The following is a 14,654-nucleotide window of genomic DNA, read 5'->3' as shown; positions in this document are numbered from 1 at the left end:
CCAATTCCGCCACCTTCGCATACCATCGATACTGTAAAAGTATCGTAACCACGGAGGCGCATTCTAGATGTTTTCAGCTTTACGTCAACAGAAAAGTGCGCACCTTTTATTGATTGCTGCAAAAATGGACGGAATTGCGACGCCTGCTTGCCGGATGGCGCTGGCGCTTATCCGGCAAGCATTGTATGGCGAATTATTTCTTTGCCTGACGCGTCATCACGGTGCGGTAGACCTTAAAGCGGCCCGTCTGGGCGATCACTTCGTGGAAGCCGAAGGTTTCGTCCAGCACTTTCGGGTACGCCAGGAAGGCGTTCGCCACGATGCGCAGCTCGCCGCCGCTGTTGAGGTGACGAGTCGCGCCACGGATCAGGGTTTGCGCAGCTTCGAGGCTGGTTTCCATCCCGTCGTGGAACGGCGGGTTAGAGATGATCATGTCAAAGCGGCCGGTGACGTCAGAGAAGACGTTGCTGGCAATCACATCGCCTTCAATGCCGTTGGCCGCAAGCGTTGCGCGGCTGGCTTCTACCGCCGGGGCGCTCACGTCACACAGGGTTAAACGCACTTTTGGTGAATGGCTGGCAAGCACTGTTGAAAGCACGCCCGCGCCGCAGCCCACGTCCAGCACTTTTCCTTTGGTGTGCGGCGTCAGGGTGGAGAGCAGCAGCTTGCTGCCCGTATCCAGCGCGTCACGGCTGAAGACACCCGGCAGGGTTTTGATGGTCAGGCCGTCAAGCTGGTACTCGTCCCAGTATGCCTGCGCATCAAACGTTGTCTGTTTTTCCAGACGGCCATGATACAGACCGCAGCGGCGCGCGCTGTCGACTTTGGTCAGCGGCGCGTAGGCTTCCAGCATCTGCTCGGCGCTACGGACACCGCTGCGGTTTTCACCGACCACGAAAATATCGCAGCCAACCGGCAGCAGGGAGAGCAGGTTCATCAGCTGGAACTGGGCTTCCGGCTTGTTCTTCGGCCAGTAGTAGATCAGCGTATCGCAGTCGGCAATATCGCTCTGCTCCGCCACCAGGCTGAAGCGTGCGCGCTCGCCCATCTGGCGGCTCAGCACCTGCCAGTGGTGGTAGTATTGGGTGTGGGCACGGCTTTCAGCACAGTCGAAACGCGCGGGCAGGTCATCCTGCATATCTCCGGCAAACAGAATACGGCTTTCTTCGAAATCATCACTGTGACGCAGCAAGACTTCACTTGCCGGGGTAAATGCAGACATGAATTGTTCCTCAATAAACTCAGGCGGGGATTATAGTAGGTAGATGGCGCACTTTCGACACATTTGCTATATTTGCGCGCCTGAGAGACAGGAGTTATCCCTATGACATCCCGACGAGACTGGCAGTTGCAGCAGCTGGGCATCACCCAGTGGGCTTTGCGTCGCCCGACGGCGTTGCAGGGCGAAATCGCCATCTCCATCCCCGCGCACGTTCGGCTGGTGATGGTGGCGGAAGAACTGCCTGCCCTGAATGAGCCCCTGATCGGTGATGTTCTTCGCAGCCTGAAGCTGACGCCCGACCAGGTCTTACAGCTGACGCCGGAACGGGTTGCCATGCTTCCTCCTGATAGCCGCTGTAACAGCTGGCGCATCGGAGAGACAAACGACATCTCTCTTCAGGGGAGCCAAATCAGCTCACCAGCGCTGGACGAGCTGAAAGCCAATCCAAAGGCGCGCAGCGCGCTATGGCAACAAATCTGCGAATATGAACACGATTTCTTCCCTCACGACGCCTGACCTAGCCGCAGCGTTCGCGATTGAAACACGCGCCCACGCTTTTCCGTGGAGCGAAAAAACGTTTGCCAGCAATCAGGGCGAGCGCTATCTGAACTACCGTCTGGACGTTGACGGCACTCTGGCCGCGTTTGCCATCACGCAGGTGGTTCTTGACGAGGCGACGCTGTTTAACATCGCCGTCGACCCGGCGTTTCAGCGCCGTGGGCTGGGCAGAGAACTGCTTGAGCATCTCATTCGTGAGCTCGAAACCCGCGACGTTTTCACCCTGTGGCTGGAGGTGCGCGCGTCGAATGTCGCCGCCATCGCGCTCTATGAAAGCTTAGGCTTTAACGAGGCGACAGTCCGACGTAACTACTACCCCACCGCAGAGGGACGTGAAGACGCCATTATCATGGCTCTGCCAATTGGATAACGAATATAAGGTTGTAACGATGAAATGGGACTGGATTTTCTTTGATGCCGACGAAACGCTGTTTACGTTTGACTCGTTCGGCGGCCTACAGCGGATGTTTCTCGACTATAGCGTGACCTTCACCGCCGAAGATTTTCAGGACTATCAGGCGGTGAACAAGCCGCTGTGGGTGGATTACCAGAACGGTGCCATCACCGCGTTACAGCTACAGCACCAGCGATTTGACGTCTGGGCGGAGCGCTTAAAGGTCAGTCCGGGGACGCTGAACGAGGCTTTCCTTAACGCCATGGCCGATATCTGTGCGCCCCTGCCGGGCGCGGTTTCCCTGCTGAATGCGTTGAAAGGCAAGGTGAAACTGGGGATCATCACCAACGGTTTTACCGCGCTGCAGCAAATCCGCCTGGAGCGCACCGGCCTGCGCGATCATTTCGATGCGCTGGTGATCTCCGAAGAGGTTGGGGTGCCGAAACCGGATCCGCGAATTTTCGATTATGCACTGGCGCAGGCCGATAATCCCGACCGCGATCGCGTGCTGATGGTGGGTGATACCGCAGAGTCTGATATTCTTGGCGGTATGAAGTCAGGTTTGTCGACCGTCTGGCTGAATGCGCATGGCCGCGTGAAGCCTGAAGGCATCGAGCCAACCTGGACCGTCACGTCATTGACCGAACTGGAGCAACTCCTGTGTAAACAATGATTGCCTGCCCCCCGTTGATGGGTAAAATAGCCGCAATTTCGTATTCCATGATGCGTGGCGTGCTGCCGCGCTTATAAAAGAAGATTTAATTATGACGTTGTCTCCTTATCTGCAAGAGGTGGCCAAGCGCCGTACTTTTGCCATTATCTCGCACCCGGATGCCGGTAAAACGACCATCACCGAGAAGGTGTTGCTGTTCGGACAGGCGATCCAGACTGCGGGTACCGTTAAAGGCCGTGGCTCCAGCCAGCATGCAAAATCTGACTGGATGGAGATGGAAAAGCAGCGTGGTATTTCGATTACCACCTCCGTGATGCAGTTCCCGTATCACGACTGCCTGGTGAACCTGCTGGACACCCCGGGGCACGAAGACTTCTCCGAAGATACTTACCGTACCCTGACGGCGGTGGACTGTTGTCTGATGGTGATCGACGCCGCGAAGGGTGTAGAAGATCGTACCCGCAAGCTGATGGAAGTTACCCGTCTGCGCGATACGCCGATCCTCACCTTTATGAACAAACTCGACCGTGACATCCGCGATCCGATGGAGCTGATGGATGAAGTGGAAAACGAGCTGAAGATCGCCTGTGCGCCAATCACCTGGCCAATTGGCTGCGGTAAGCTGTTCAAAGGGGTTTATCACCTCTATAAAGACGAAACTTACCTGTATCAGACCGGTAAAGGCCACACCATTCAGGAAGTGCGCATTGTGAAAGGTCTGGACAACCCGGATCTCGATGCCGCCGTTGGCGAAGAGCTGGCCGCGCAGTTGCGCGACGAGCTGGAGCTGGTGAAGGGTGCGTCTCACGAGTTCGACAAAGAACTGTTCCTGAGCGGCGAAATTACCCCGGTCTTCTTCGGTACCGCGCTGGGTAACTTCGGCGTTGACCACATGCTGGACGGTCTGGTGGAGTGGGCACCTCAGCCGATGCCGCGTAAAACCGACACCCGCGAAGTGGAAGCGAAGGAAGAGAAGTTCACCGGCTTCGTCTTTAAAATTCAGGCCAACATGGACCCGAAACACCGCGACCGCGTGGCCTTCATGCGCGTGGTGTCCGGTAAGTATGAGAAGGGCATGAAGCTGCGCCAGGTGCGCATCGGTAAAGATGTCGTGATTTCCGACGCGCTGACCTTTATGGCGGGCGACCGTTCGCACGTTGAAGAGGCGTATCCGGGCGACATCATCGGTCTGCACAACCACGGTACGATCCAGATCGGCGATACCTTCACCCAGGGCGAGATGATGAAGTTCACGGGTATTCCGAACTTCGCACCGGAGCTGTTCCGTCGCATTCGTCTGCGCGATCCGCTGAAGCAGAAACAGCTGCTGAAAGGCCTTGTTCAGCTCTCTGAAGAGGGCGCCGTGCAGGTGTTCCGTCCAATCGCCAACAACGATCTGATTGTCGGCGCGGTCGGCGTGCTGCAGTTCGACGTGGTGGTTGCGCGCCTGAAGAGCGAGTACAACGTGGAAGCGATTTACGAATCGGTCAACGTGGCGACCGCGCGCTGGGTTGAGTGTTCTGACGTGAAGAAATTCGAAGAATTTAAGCGTAAGAACGAAATTCAGCTGGCGCTTGATGGCGGCGACAACCTGACCTATATCGCGCCAACGATGGTCAACCTGAACCTGACGCAGGAACGTTATCCAGACGTTCAGTTCCGCAAAACGCGCGAACACTAATCCCCTCCCGGAGCACGGCAATCGCCGTGCTCTTCTTTTATTCCTGTCTTATTAGTCCCTTGCGGAATGTTCTTAATTCACCGCAAATTCACGCTATTCGCGCGTTTTTTACGCAATTCTGAAAGCGGCATTGTGAGAGTGATCTATATTTAACTCAGTGTTTAGCACCGGGCATGGATGAATTAACTGTTCAATGCATGTCGATTGGTTCTCCATTTCACCCGTGTGTTTATTCGCGATATATAAAACTACTAAGGAAGTATTTAGCCCGAATAACGGGTAAAACACAGGAATACATCGATGAATATGACAAGACTGAAGATTTCTAAAACTCTGCTGGCTGTAACACTGGGTAGCGTTCTGGTTAGCGGTTCCGCCCTGGCGGAAAGCAGCACCATGGATAAAGCACAGTCCACGGCCGATACCGCAGGGCAAAAAATCGATAGCTCTATGAATAAAGTCGGTAATTTCATGGACGACAGCTCTATCACAGCAAAAGTGAAAGCCGCACTGGTGGATGATGAAGCCATCAAGAGCACCGATATTTCCGTTAAGACCGACAAAAAGGTCGTTACCCTGAGTGGCTTTGTTGAAAGCCAGGCCCAGGCCGAACAGGCTGTGAAGGTGGCGAAGGGTGTCGAAGGTGTCGCATCCGTGAGCGATAAACTGCACGTTCGCGACGGTAAAAACGCCTCGGTGAAAGGTTATGCCGGTGATGCCGCTACTACCAGCGAAATCAAAGCTAAACTGTTAGCAGATGACATCGTGCCGTCTCGTAAGGTGAAAGTGGAAACCACCGATGGCGTGGTTCAGCTTTCGGGTACGGTTGATTCACAGGCGCAAAGTGAACGCGCCGAGTCAATTGCGAAAGCCATTGATGGTGTTAAAAGCGTTAAAAACGATTTGAAAACGAAGTAATTCTGGACCATTCGCCCGTAAGGTTTAACCCTGCGGGCGAAATAAGAACGACTCTGGAAAAACGCCGGTGAGTGACCTGAGCGCTCACGTTTAGCGGCCGACATTAACTATGGTAAAGGAGAAGCTTATGTTTCGTTGGGGCATTATATTTCTGGTTATCGCGTTAATTGCCGCCGCATTGGGCTTTGGTGGTCTGGCAGGTACAGCGGCATGGGCAGCTAAAATTGTCTTCGTCGTCGGTATTATTCTGTTCCTGGTCAGCCTGTTTACGGGTCGTAGACGTCCGTAGCAAACGCAATATTCCTTCAACAAAATAAAGCCAGTCACTGCGACTGGCTTTTTCTTATTTGCGTTACAGGTCGGGTGCGTTACTGTGGAGTGATAAAATAATCAAAACAGGAAAGCAGAGGTGGGGCAACGAATTCCCGTTACGCTCGGCAATATTGCGCCGCTGACGTTAAAACCGTTTAGTGCGGGTCAACTCGCACTGGTCTGCGAGGGGGGAGGACAGCGCGGCATTTTTACCGCCGGCGTGCTGGATGAATTTATGCGCGCGCAGTTCAACCCGTTTGACCTCTACTTCGGCACGTCCGCCGGGGCACAGAATCTCTCTGCGTATGTCTGTAACCAGCCCGGCTACGCGCGAAAAGTGATCATGCGCTTCACCACGGCGAAAGAATTTTTTAACCCGGTGCGCTTCGTGCGCGGCGGCAACCTGATCGATCTCGACTGGCTGCTGGAGTCGACCTCCAGCCAGATGCCGCTGGCTATGGATACCGCTGCCCGCCTGTTTGATAGCGGCAAAGAATTCTGGATGTGCGCCAGCCGGGGGGATGACTATTCGCCGGGCTATTTCTCACCGCAGAAGGAGAACTGGCTCGACATCATCCGCGCCTCCAGCGCTATTCCCGGTTTTTATCGTACCGGCGCGCTGCTGGATGGCATCAGCTATCTGGACGGCGGCATCAGCGACGCGGTGCCGGTTCAGGAAGCCGCGCGACGCGGGGCGAAAACCATCGTGGTGATCCGTACCGTTCCGTCGCAAATGTATTACACCCCCCAGTGGTTTAAGCGGATGGAGCGCTGGCTGGGCGACAGCAGCCTGCAGCCGCTGGTGAACATCGCGAAGCAGCATGAAACCACCTACGGCGCGATGCAGCGCTTTATTGAAAAACCCCCGGGCAAGCTGCGCATCTTTGAAATTTATCCGCCTAAGCCGCTGCTGAGCATGGCGTTGGGCAGCCGGCTGCCTGCGTTGCGTATGGATTACAAAACGGGGCGGCTGTGCGGGCGTTACTTCCTGGCGACCGTCGGGAAAATGCTGGCCGAGCAACCGCCTCTGCATCGGCATAAACGCATTATTACGCCACCTGCAATTGTCGCCAATGACGCCCTGACCATGCCGCTGGTGGACATTCCGCAGGCGAATGACGCTTTACTGGATAATGAGGATCTGGCGTGACGCACCGCTTTGTTGATACCCACTGCCACTTTGATTTCCCGCCGTTTACGGGGAATGAAGCGCAAAGCATTGCGAAAGCTGCCGAAGCCGGCGTGCAGGCCATCATTGTGCCGTCGGTTGAAGCCGCCTATTTTACCCGCGTGCTGGAGCTTTCCGCGCGATACTCCGCGCTTTATGCCGCGCTCGGCCTGCATCCGATTGTGATTGAGCGCCATCGTGATGAGCATCTTGAAGAGCTGGATCGGGTGCTGCAACGTGCAGGAGAGAAACTTGTCGCCATCGGCGAGATCGGCCTCGATCTCTATCGCGAAGATCCGCAGTTTGAACGCCAGCAGACGATCCTGGACGCGCAGCTTCGGCTGGCAAAACGTCACGATCTGCCGGTGATCCTCCACTCCCGACGCACTCATGACAAACTGGCGATGCACCTGAAGCGCATCGACCTGCCGCGAAGAGGCGTAGTGCATGGTTTTTCCGGCAGCCTGCAGCAGGCGCAGCGTTTTATTGAACTGGGCTATAAAATTGGCGTCGGTGGCACCATCACCTATCCGCGCGCCAGTAAAACCCGTGACGTAATGGCGCAGCTGCCTCTCTCTGCGCTGTTACTGGAAACGGATGCCCCCGATATGCCGCTGAATGGTTTTCAGGGGCAGCCGAATCGCCCGGAACAGGCGGCGCGGGTATTTGACGTGCTGTGCGAATTGCGTCAGGAACCTGAAGAGGTCATTGCCAGCGCGCTGCTCGAAAATACCCGTTCGGTTTTTGGTATCACGCTATAGATAAAGCGCCGGACGAATCACCGTTATCTTCTGTTTTTCCAGCGCCCGCGCCAGCGGTTCAATATCCTCCTGCGTGGCGCTGCGCCATGACGCCGCCTCGCCGTAGACCCCGTGTGCATGAAACGCGTTAATACGCACCGGAACATTCCCCAGCTCGAGGATGAACGCGATCAACGGTTTGATATGTTCCAGATAATCACACTGTTCCGGGATGACCAGCAAGCGGAGCTCCGTCAAACGGTGACGGTCTGCCAGCCAGCGAATACTCTCCTTAATCTGCGGGTTTTCGCGTCCGGTCAGGAAGCGGTGATGTTCATTCCCCCACGCTTTGAGATCCAGCATTGCGCCATCCAGCACCGGCAGCAGTTTTTGCCAGCCGGTTTCGCTTAGCAGACCGTTGCTGTCTACCAGGCAGGTTAAATGATGTAGCTCAGGATCGGTTTTGATCGCGGTAAACAGGGCGATCAAAAACGGCAGTTGGGTTGTGGCTTCGCCGCCGCTCACGGTGATCCCTTCGATAAAGGGCGCGGATTTACGGACCTGAACGAGGATCTCGTCGACGCTCAGGCGGTGTGCCATAGGCGTGGCCTGCTGCTGGCACAGGCGCAGGCAGGTGTCGCACTGCTGGCAGTGACTCTCCTGCCACCAGACGCGTCCGGCCTGAATGGTCAGCGCGTCGTGCGGGCAGTGGGGCACGCAGTCCCCGCAGTCGTTGCAGCGCCCGATGGTCCACGGGTTGTGGCAGGTTTTGCAGCGCAGGTTGCAGCCCTGCAGGAACAGCGCCAGGCGGCTGCCCGGCCCGTCCACGCAGGAGAAGGGGATGACCTGACTAACTAAAGCGCATCTGCTGTTCATGGCTTATCACGCGCGGCTGACGTTCCAGAATACGGGTATTGCGTGCGGCCTCTTCCCCCAGCCACGTGGTGTTCGTTCTTGAACCCGCTTCCCGGTATTTCTCCAGATCCGACAAGCGAACCATATAGCCGGTCACGCGTACCAGATCGTTACCGGCCACATTCGCGGTGAACTCACGCATACCGGCCCTGAACGCCCCCAGGCAAAGCTGAACCACCGCCTGCGGATTGCGTTTTACCGTCTCATCCAGCGTTAAAATATCGCTGATGCCGGAATGATAGTGTTTATGGTGCGGCGCTACGGCCAGCAGATGACTGACAGGATCCGGCTCGTCACCGTACGGCAGACGCGCCCCCGGCGTGGTGCCCGAATCGGAGCTGATGCCTGACTGGGCGTGCAGCATCGCGCGATGCTTCCAGCCGTGCTTCACCGGCGTATTTTCAACAAACGCCGCAAGCTGTTCGCTGATGCGATAACCCAGCGCGTTGGCCTGCTCGTCTTTCCCGTAACGCCCCGCCATGCCTGCTTTCTCACACAGTACGTTCACCGCTTCGGCAAGACCGTACATGCCAAACATCGGCACAAACCGATCGGCATCAATCAGCCCCTCTTTTACCAGGAAGCTATTCTCAAAGAAGCCGGATTGCCCGTACAGAAAATCGCAGCGGGCATCGATGATGGCGATTTGCTGCTGGCAGTAGTGCGGTAGCGTGCGGGTGAAGAAGTCATCAATGGATGTGCTGTGTTCGGCGATTGCCTTGAGGTTAAGGCGCACCAGGGTGCTGCCACCGCCCGCCAGCGGCAGAGAGTTGTAACAGCTCACCACCCCAAAACGGCCTTTTGTGAAAATTTTATCATTCACCGGGCCGTTTGAAATATGCGGTTTGCTGCATTCACAAATGTTTTTTGCCACCTCAAGCAGTAAATCGTCTGGGGTGATCTCAGGATCGTAGATAAAGGTCAGATTGGGCGCAACCTGCTTCAGTTCAGCATCTGCACGCAGAATGGCACGGGTGACAGGGCCGTCGGCGGGCCCGATGTTGGCGTGCATAAACGCATCGGGCAGCGTTCTGTCGAGATAGCGCCAGAAACGTTTTATTCGGCTATCGATTTCTTCTTGTGTTAGAATTCTAACATACGGGTTCAGTAGCGCATCAAGCTGCCCCAGATAGACCGGCATTGATGTGACGGAAGGAACATGGTGATAGAGAATAGTTAACAGAGAGAGGGCGTCATCAAGATCTTTCGCGCCTTCCAGCTCCAGCCATTCCGAACCGTTAGCCAGGAATTTTTCATAATCCGGCAGCACGTAACGCGGTTTGTAGGGGGCATGACCTTCGTACATGTCGCAGATAAACCCCTCGTCCAGCGCGGCGCGGGCGGCCGGAGATAGCGTCGGGTAGGGCAGGTAATTTTCCGCTTCCAGCGCCAGAAAATGACGTTTTTGCTCCGGGGTTAACAGCGGGCTTGTCACAATGTGCTGGCAACGTTGTTGCAGGGCGTCGGGCATGTTCACTTCCTTGAATGTTCTGCGGATGATGAACGGATTGTAGGAAGCCAGCCTGCCGGCGCTTTTGATCCAACAAGGGGTATCGCTGCTTTAGTCAGCAACTTGCACGCTAAAGTTTGAAGAAGATCTCATTACAGTAATGCAAATTTGTACGCAGTTTTCATTAACTGTGATGAATGTCGAAGTGTGGATGCGGGTGAATGTTAGAATACTCACAGACCCGCAAGGTAAAATTTATACGGCACTGCCGTTGGAGAATGTTATGACCGATTTAACTGCAAGCAGCCTGCGCGCGTTGAAGCTGATGGACCTGACCACCCTGAACGATGACGACACCAATGAAAAAGTCATCGCCCTGTGCCATCAGGCAAAAACGCCAGTGGGTAACACCGCCGCCGTCTGTATCTACCCGCGCTTTATTCCGATTGCCCGCAAAACTCTGAAAGAGCAGGGCACGCCGGACGTGCGCATTGCAACCGTGACTAACTTCCCGCACGGCAATGACGACATTGAGATTGCGCTGGCGGAAACCCGCGCGGCAATTGCCTACGGCGCAGACGAAGTTGACGTGGTGTTCCCGTACCGCGCGCTGATTGCCGGCAACGAGCAGGTCGGTTTTGACCTGGTGAAAGCCTGTAAAGACGCGTGTGCGGCGGCAAACGTGCTGCTGAAAGTGATCATCGAAACCGGCGAGCTGAAAGAAGAGGCGCTGATTCGTAAGGCGTCAGAAATCTCCATCAAAGCCGGTGCGGATTTCATTAAAACCTCTACCGGTAAAGTGCCGGTCAATGCGACCCCGGAAAGCGCGCGCTTCATGATGGAAGTTATCCGCGATATGGGCGTGTCCAAAACCGTGGGCTTCAAGCCTGCGGGCGGCGTACGTACCGCGGAAGACGCGCAGCAGTTCCTGGCGATTGCCGACGAACTGTTTGGCGCTGAGTGGGCTGACTCCCGCCACTACCGCTTCGGCGCGTCCAGCCTGCTGGCCAGCCTGCTGAAGGCGCTGGGTCACGGCGACGGTAAGAGCGCAAGCAGCTACTGATTGCCAGACAATGCCGGATGGCGCTTCGCTTATCCGGCCTACAGGATCGCAGGGCGGGTAAGCGTACCCGCCGCCATTCACCCGATTCCGCATGGGGGTTACCGTGTTTCTCGCACAAGAAATTATTCGTAAAAAACGTGATGGTCTTGCTTTAAGCGACGAAGAAATTCGCTTCTTCATCAATGGCATTCGTGACAACACCGTCTCAGAAGGGCAGATTGCGGCTCTGGCGATGACCATTTTCTTCCACGATATGTCGATGCCTGAGCGCGTGTCGCTGACCATGGCGATGCGAGATTCAGGAACCGTTCTGGACTGGAAAAGCCTCAACCTTAACGGCCCGATTGTGGACAAACACTCCACCGGCGGCGTGGGTGATGTGACTTCGCTGATGCTCGGCCCTATGGTGGCAGCCTGCGGCGGTTACGTTCCCATGATCTCCGGGCGCGGCCTGGGCCACACCGGCGGTACGCTCGACAAACTGGAAGCCATTCCGGGCTTCGATATCTTCCCGGATGACAATCGCTTCCGCGATATTATTAAAGACGTTGGCGTGGCGATTATCGGCCAGACCAGCTCTCTTGCTCCGGCAGACAAGCGTTTTTACGCGACGCGTGATATTACCGCCACCGTAGACTCCATCCCGCTGATCACCGCCTCTATCCTCGCCAAAAAACTGGCGGAAGGGCTGGACGCGCTGGTGATGGACGTGAAGGTGGGCAGCGGCGCGTTTATGCCGACCTATGAACTCTCTGCTCAGCTTGCCGAAGCGATCGTTGGCGTCTCCAACGGCGCGGGCGTGCGCACCTCCGCGCTGCTGACCGACATGAACCAGGTGCTGGCCTCCAGCGCCGGTAACGCGGTTGAAGTCCGCGAAGCCGTGCAGTTCCTCACAGGTGAATACCGTAACCCGCGCCTGTTCGATGTCACCATGGCGCTGTGCGTGGAGATGCTGATTTCCGGCAAGCTGGCCAAAGACGACGCGGACGCCCGCGCGAAACTGCAGGCGGTGCTGGACAACGGCAAAGCGGCGGAGATCTTTGGCCGCATGGTGGCGGCGCAGAAAGGCCCGACCGATTTCGTCGAAAACTACGCGAAATACCTGCCAACCGCGATGCTCAGCAAAGCTGTTTATGCGGATGGCGAAGGTTTTGTCTCCGCCATGGACACCCGCGCGCTTGGCATGGCTGTTGTATCTATGGGCGGCGGTCGTCGTCAGGCATCGGACACCATTGATTACAGTGTCGGCTTTACCGACATGGCCCGTTTGGGCGACAGCGTCGACGGCCAACGTCCGCTGGCAGTGATCCACGCGAAAGACGAAGCCAGCTGGCAGGACGCGGCGAAAGCGGTGAAAGCGGCAATATCTCTTGACGATAAAGCACCGGAAACCACACCGACGGTCTATCGTCGTATCACTGAATAGCGGTATACTGATCTGATCGCATTTTTATGAAGCACTAAGTACGGAGAACAATTATGAAACGTGCATTTATTATGGTGCTGGACTCATTCGGCATCGGCGCAACCGAAGATGCAGAACGTTTTGGTGACGTGGGTTCCGATACCATGGGTCACATCGCGGAAGCCTGTGCAAAAGGCGAAGCGGACAATGGTCGTAAAGGCCCTCTGACTCTACCTAACCTGACCCGCCTCGGGCTGGTAAAAGCACATGAAGGCTCTACCGGTAAAATCGCAGCCGGTATGGACGGCAACGCGGAAGTGGTGGGCGCCTACGCCTGGGCGCACGAGCTCTCTTCCGGGAAAGATACCCCTTCCGGTCACTGGGAAATCGCCGGTGTGCCGGTGCTGTTTGACTGGGGCTACTTCTCCGATCACGAGAACAGCTTCCCGCAGGAGCTGCTCGATAAGCTGGTGAAGCGTGCCAACCTGCCGGGCTACCTCGGTAACTGCCACTCTTCCGGCACCGTGATTCTGGATCAGCTCGGCGAAGAGCACATGAAAACCGGCAAGCCGATTTTCTACACCTCTGCTGACTCCGTGTTCCAGATTGCCTGCCACGAAGAGACGTTTGGCCTGGATAAACTCTACGAGCTGTGCGAAATCGCCCGTGAAGAGCTGACCGAAGGCGGCTACAACATTGGCCGCGTAATCGCACGTCCGTTTATCGGCGACAAAGCGGGTAACTTCCAGCGTACCGGTAACCGTCACGACCTGGCCGTTGAGCCACCGGCGCCAACCGTGCTGCAGAAGCTGGTCGACGAGAAGGGCGGTCACGTGGTGTCCGTGGGCAAAATAGCGGATATCTACGCCAACTGCGGTATCACCAAAAAAGTGAAAGCGACCGGTCTGGATGCGCTGTTCGATGCCACTATCAAAGAGATGAAAGAAGCAGGCGATAAGACCATTGTCTTCACCAACTTCGTGGACTTCGACTCCTCCTGGGGCCACCGTCGCGATGTAGCCGGTTATGCTGCGGGCCTGGAGCTGTTTGACCGCCGTCTGCCGGAGCTGATGGAGCTGGTGGGGGAAGATGACATTCTGATCCTGACCGCAGACCACGGCTGTGACCCAACCTGGACCGGTACCGACCACACCCGTGAGCACATTCCGGTACTGGTGTACGGCCCGAAAGTGAAGCCGGGCTCGCTGGGTCACCGTGAAACCTTCGCGGACATCGGCCAGACCATTGCGAAATACTTTGGTACGTCTGACATGGAATATGGCAAGGCCATGTTCTAAACGGATTGGGTGCGGCCTGATGCCCTCACCCCGGCCCTCTCCCACAGGGAGAGGGAGAACAGAATGTAGGCCGGGTAAAGCGTAGCCGCCACCCGGCAAAAACAACAATGTAAAAGGAACTGAAGATGGCAACTCCTCACATTAATGCAGAAATGGGTGATTTCGCTGACGTCGTATTGATGCCGGGCGACCCGCTGCGCGCGAAGCACATTGCAGAAACCTTCCTCGAAGACGTGCGTGAAGTGAACAACGTTCGCGGCATGCTGGGCTTCACCGGTACCTATAAAGGCCGCAAAATCTCCGTTATGGGCCACGGCATGGGTATCCCGTCCTGCTCCATCTACACCAAAGAGCTGATCACCGATTTCGGCGTGAAGAAAATCATCCGCGTAGGCTCCTGCGGTGCGGTGCGTATGGACGTTAAGCTGCGTGACGTGGTGATCGGCATGGGCGCGTGTACCGACTCGAAAGTTAACCGCATCCGCTTTAAGGATCATGACTTTGCGGCAATCGCTGATTTTGACATGGTGCGTAACGCGGTTGACGCGGCAAAAGCGCTGGGCGTTGACGCACGCGTGGGCAACCTGTTCTCTGCCGATCTGTTCTACTCGCCAGAAGGCGACATGTTCGATGTGATGGAAAAATACGGCATCCTGGGCGTGGAAATGGAAGCGGCGGGTATCTACGGCGTGGCGGCTGAGTTTGGTGCGAAAGCGCTGACCATCTGCACCGTGTCTGACCACATCCGTACCCACGAGCAGACCACCGCTGCCGAGCGTCAGACCACCTTCAACGACATGATCAAAATCGCGCTGGAATCCGTTCTGCTGGGCGATAAAGAGTAAGAGCTGTTGTGC

At 56.3% G+C, this 14,654-nt stretch carries 15 protein-coding genes; 12 read left to right on the top strand and 3 right to left on the bottom strand.

All coding sequences use genetic code 11. The features are described 5' to 3' along the window. Positions 1 to 193: 193 nt before the first annotated feature. The gene (rsmC, locus tag IM265_RS06250) at positions 194 to 1,222 is read right to left on the bottom strand and encodes a 16S rRNA (guanine(1207)-N(2))-methyltransferase RsmC (RefSeq protein ID WP_047367286.1); all 1,029 of its coding nucleotides are present in this window, start codon (positions 1,220 to 1,222) and stop codon (positions 194 to 196) included. 102 nt (positions 1,223 to 1,324) lie between these two features. Here rsmC and IM265_RS06245 point away from each other — a divergent pair, with 102 nt between their 5' ends. The 8 genes from IM265_RS06245 (at position 1,325) to IM265_RS06210 (ending at position 7,687) form a co-directional block, all read left to right on the top strand. After that, complete coding sequence (locus IM265_RS06245; protein ID WP_041911296.1) at positions 1,325 to 1,738, top strand: DNA polymerase III subunit psi; 414 nt, start codon at positions 1,325 to 1,327, stop codon at positions 1,736 to 1,738. Continuing rightward, positions 1,707 to 2,150, top strand: coding sequence for a ribosomal protein S18-alanine N-acetyltransferase (gene rimI / locus IM265_RS06240; RefSeq protein ID WP_048958872.1), 444 nt, complete (start codon positions 1,707 to 1,709; stop codon positions 2,148 to 2,150). The genes IM265_RS06245 and rimI overlap by 32 nt, the downstream gene beginning before the upstream one ends. A gap of 19 nt (positions 2,151 to 2,169) precedes the next feature. Next, positions 2,170 to 2,847 carry a pyrimidine 5'-nucleotidase gene (gene yjjG, locus IM265_RS06235; RefSeq protein ID WP_136486679.1) on the top strand — a complete coding sequence of 226 codons (678 nt, stop codon included), beginning with the start codon at positions 2,170 to 2,172 and terminating at the stop codon, positions 2,845 to 2,847. 91 nt (positions 2,848 to 2,938) lie between these two features. Then, positions 2,939 to 4,528 (top strand): peptide chain release factor 3, encoded by a 1,590-nt coding sequence (prfC, locus tag IM265_RS06230; RefSeq protein ID WP_028015433.1) that lies wholly within the window; start codon positions 2,939 to 2,941, stop codon positions 4,526 to 4,528. 300 nt (positions 4,529 to 4,828) lie between these two features. Continuing rightward, positions 4,829 to 5,446: a molecular chaperone OsmY gene (osmY, locus tag IM265_RS06225; RefSeq protein ID WP_028015434.1), complete on the top strand. Its 618-nt coding sequence runs from the start codon at positions 4,829 to 4,831 to the stop codon at positions 5,444 to 5,446. A gap of 127 nt (positions 5,447 to 5,573) precedes the next feature. After that, positions 5,574 to 5,735 (top strand): DUF1328 domain-containing protein, encoded by a 162-nt coding sequence (locus IM265_RS06220; RefSeq protein WP_003856556.1) that lies wholly within the window; start codon positions 5,574 to 5,576, stop codon positions 5,733 to 5,735. Positions 5,736 to 5,855: 120 nt separating this feature from the next. After that, complete coding sequence (locus IM265_RS06215; RefSeq protein WP_032644971.1) at positions 5,856 to 6,908, top strand: patatin family protein; 1,053 nt, start codon at positions 5,856 to 5,858, stop codon at positions 6,906 to 6,908. Continuing rightward, entirely contained in the window at positions 6,905 to 7,687 is a 783-nt protein-coding gene (locus tag IM265_RS06210; RefSeq protein WP_049137689.1) for a TatD family hydrolase, read from the top strand. The genes IM265_RS06215 and IM265_RS06210 overlap by 4 nt, the downstream gene beginning before the upstream one ends. Here the strand turns inward: IM265_RS06210 and IM265_RS06205 are convergent. Further along, positions 7,682 to 8,542: a YjjW family glycine radical enzyme activase gene (locus tag IM265_RS06205; RefSeq protein WP_049137690.1), complete on the bottom strand. Its 861-nt coding sequence runs from the start codon at positions 8,540 to 8,542 to the stop codon at positions 7,682 to 7,684. The genes IM265_RS06210 and IM265_RS06205 overlap by 6 nt on opposite strands. Next, positions 8,517 to 10,052 (bottom strand): YjjI family glycine radical enzyme, encoded by a 1,536-nt coding sequence (locus IM265_RS06200; RefSeq protein ID WP_136486674.1) that lies wholly within the window; start codon positions 10,050 to 10,052, stop codon positions 8,517 to 8,519. Before IM265_RS06200 ends, IM265_RS06205 begins: the two co-directional genes overlap by 26 nt. A gap of 262 nt (positions 10,053 to 10,314) precedes the next feature. On the opposite strand from IM265_RS06200, the gene deoC reads away from it, so the two are divergent. The 4 genes from deoC to deoD all read left to right on the top strand — a co-directional run bounded on the left by deoC (position 10,315) and on the right by deoD (position 14,642). Next, positions 10,315 to 11,094, top strand: coding sequence for a deoxyribose-phosphate aldolase (gene deoC, locus IM265_RS06195; RefSeq protein ID WP_226839342.1), 780 nt, complete (start codon positions 10,315 to 10,317; stop codon positions 11,092 to 11,094). 103 nt (positions 11,095 to 11,197) lie between these two features. Then, the gene (deoA, locus tag IM265_RS06190) at positions 11,198 to 12,520 is read left to right on the top strand and encodes a thymidine phosphorylase (protein ID WP_193030203.1); all 1,323 of its coding nucleotides are present in this window, start codon (positions 11,198 to 11,200) and stop codon (positions 12,518 to 12,520) included. Between the two features lie 53 nt (positions 12,521 to 12,573). Beyond that, positions 12,574 to 13,797: a phosphopentomutase gene (gene deoB, locus IM265_RS06185; RefSeq protein ID WP_028015441.1), complete on the top strand. Its 1,224-nt coding sequence runs from the start codon at positions 12,574 to 12,576 to the stop codon at positions 13,795 to 13,797. 125 nt (positions 13,798 to 13,922) lie between these two features. Beyond that, on the top strand, positions 13,923 to 14,642 hold the full coding sequence (deoD, locus tag IM265_RS06180) for a purine-nucleoside phosphorylase (RefSeq protein WP_003856538.1): 720 nt from the start codon (positions 13,923 to 13,925) through the stop codon (positions 14,640 to 14,642). Positions 14,643 to 14,654: the final 12 nt, after the last annotated feature.

The organism is Enterobacter cloacae complex sp. P17RS (assembly GCF_014895885.1).
Taxonomy (GTDB): Bacteria; Pseudomonadota; Gammaproteobacteria; order Enterobacterales; family Enterobacteriaceae; genus Enterobacter; species Enterobacter bugandensis.
This window is presented reverse-complemented; position numbering and strand designations above follow the sequence as displayed.

Bases quoted from the DNA above. Each gene is read 5' to 3' on its own strand.
- deoD (WP_003856538.1), top strand. From the start codon at position 13,923: ATGGCAACTCCTCACATTAATGCAGAAATGGGTGATTTCGCTGACGTC.
- IM265_RS06205 (WP_049137690.1), bottom strand. From the start codon at position 8,542: ATGAACAGCAGATGCGCTTTAGTTAGTCAGGTCATCCCCTTCTCCTGC.
- rsmC (WP_047367286.1), bottom strand. From the start codon at position 1,222: ATGTCTGCATTTACCCCGGCAAGTGAAGTCTTGCTGCGTCACAGTGAT.
- IM265_RS06245 (WP_041911296.1), top strand. From the start codon at position 1,325: ATGACATCCCGACGAGACTGGCAGTTGCAGCAGCTGGGCATCACCCAG.
- deoC (WP_226839342.1), top strand. From the start codon at position 10,315: ATGACCGATTTAACTGCAAGCAGCCTGCGCGCGTTGAAGCTGATGGAC.
- IM265_RS06200 (WP_136486674.1), bottom strand. From the start codon at position 10,052: ATGCCCGACGCCCTGCAACAACGTTGCCAGCACATTGTGACAAGCCCG.
- IM265_RS06220 (WP_003856556.1), top strand. From the start codon at position 5,574: ATGTTTCGTTGGGGCATTATATTTCTGGTTATCGCGTTAATTGCCGCC.
- yjjG (WP_136486679.1), top strand. From the start codon at position 2,170: ATGAAATGGGACTGGATTTTCTTTGATGCCGACGAAACGCTGTTTACG.
- deoB (WP_028015441.1), top strand. From the start codon at position 12,574: ATGAAACGTGCATTTATTATGGTGCTGGACTCATTCGGCATCGGCGCA.
- rimI (WP_048958872.1), top strand. From the start codon at position 1,707: ATGAACACGATTTCTTCCCTCACGACGCCTGACCTAGCCGCAGCGTTC.
- osmY (WP_028015434.1), top strand. From the start codon at position 4,829: ATGAATATGACAAGACTGAAGATTTCTAAAACTCTGCTGGCTGTAACA.
- prfC (WP_028015433.1), top strand. From the start codon at position 2,939: ATGACGTTGTCTCCTTATCTGCAAGAGGTGGCCAAGCGCCGTACTTTT.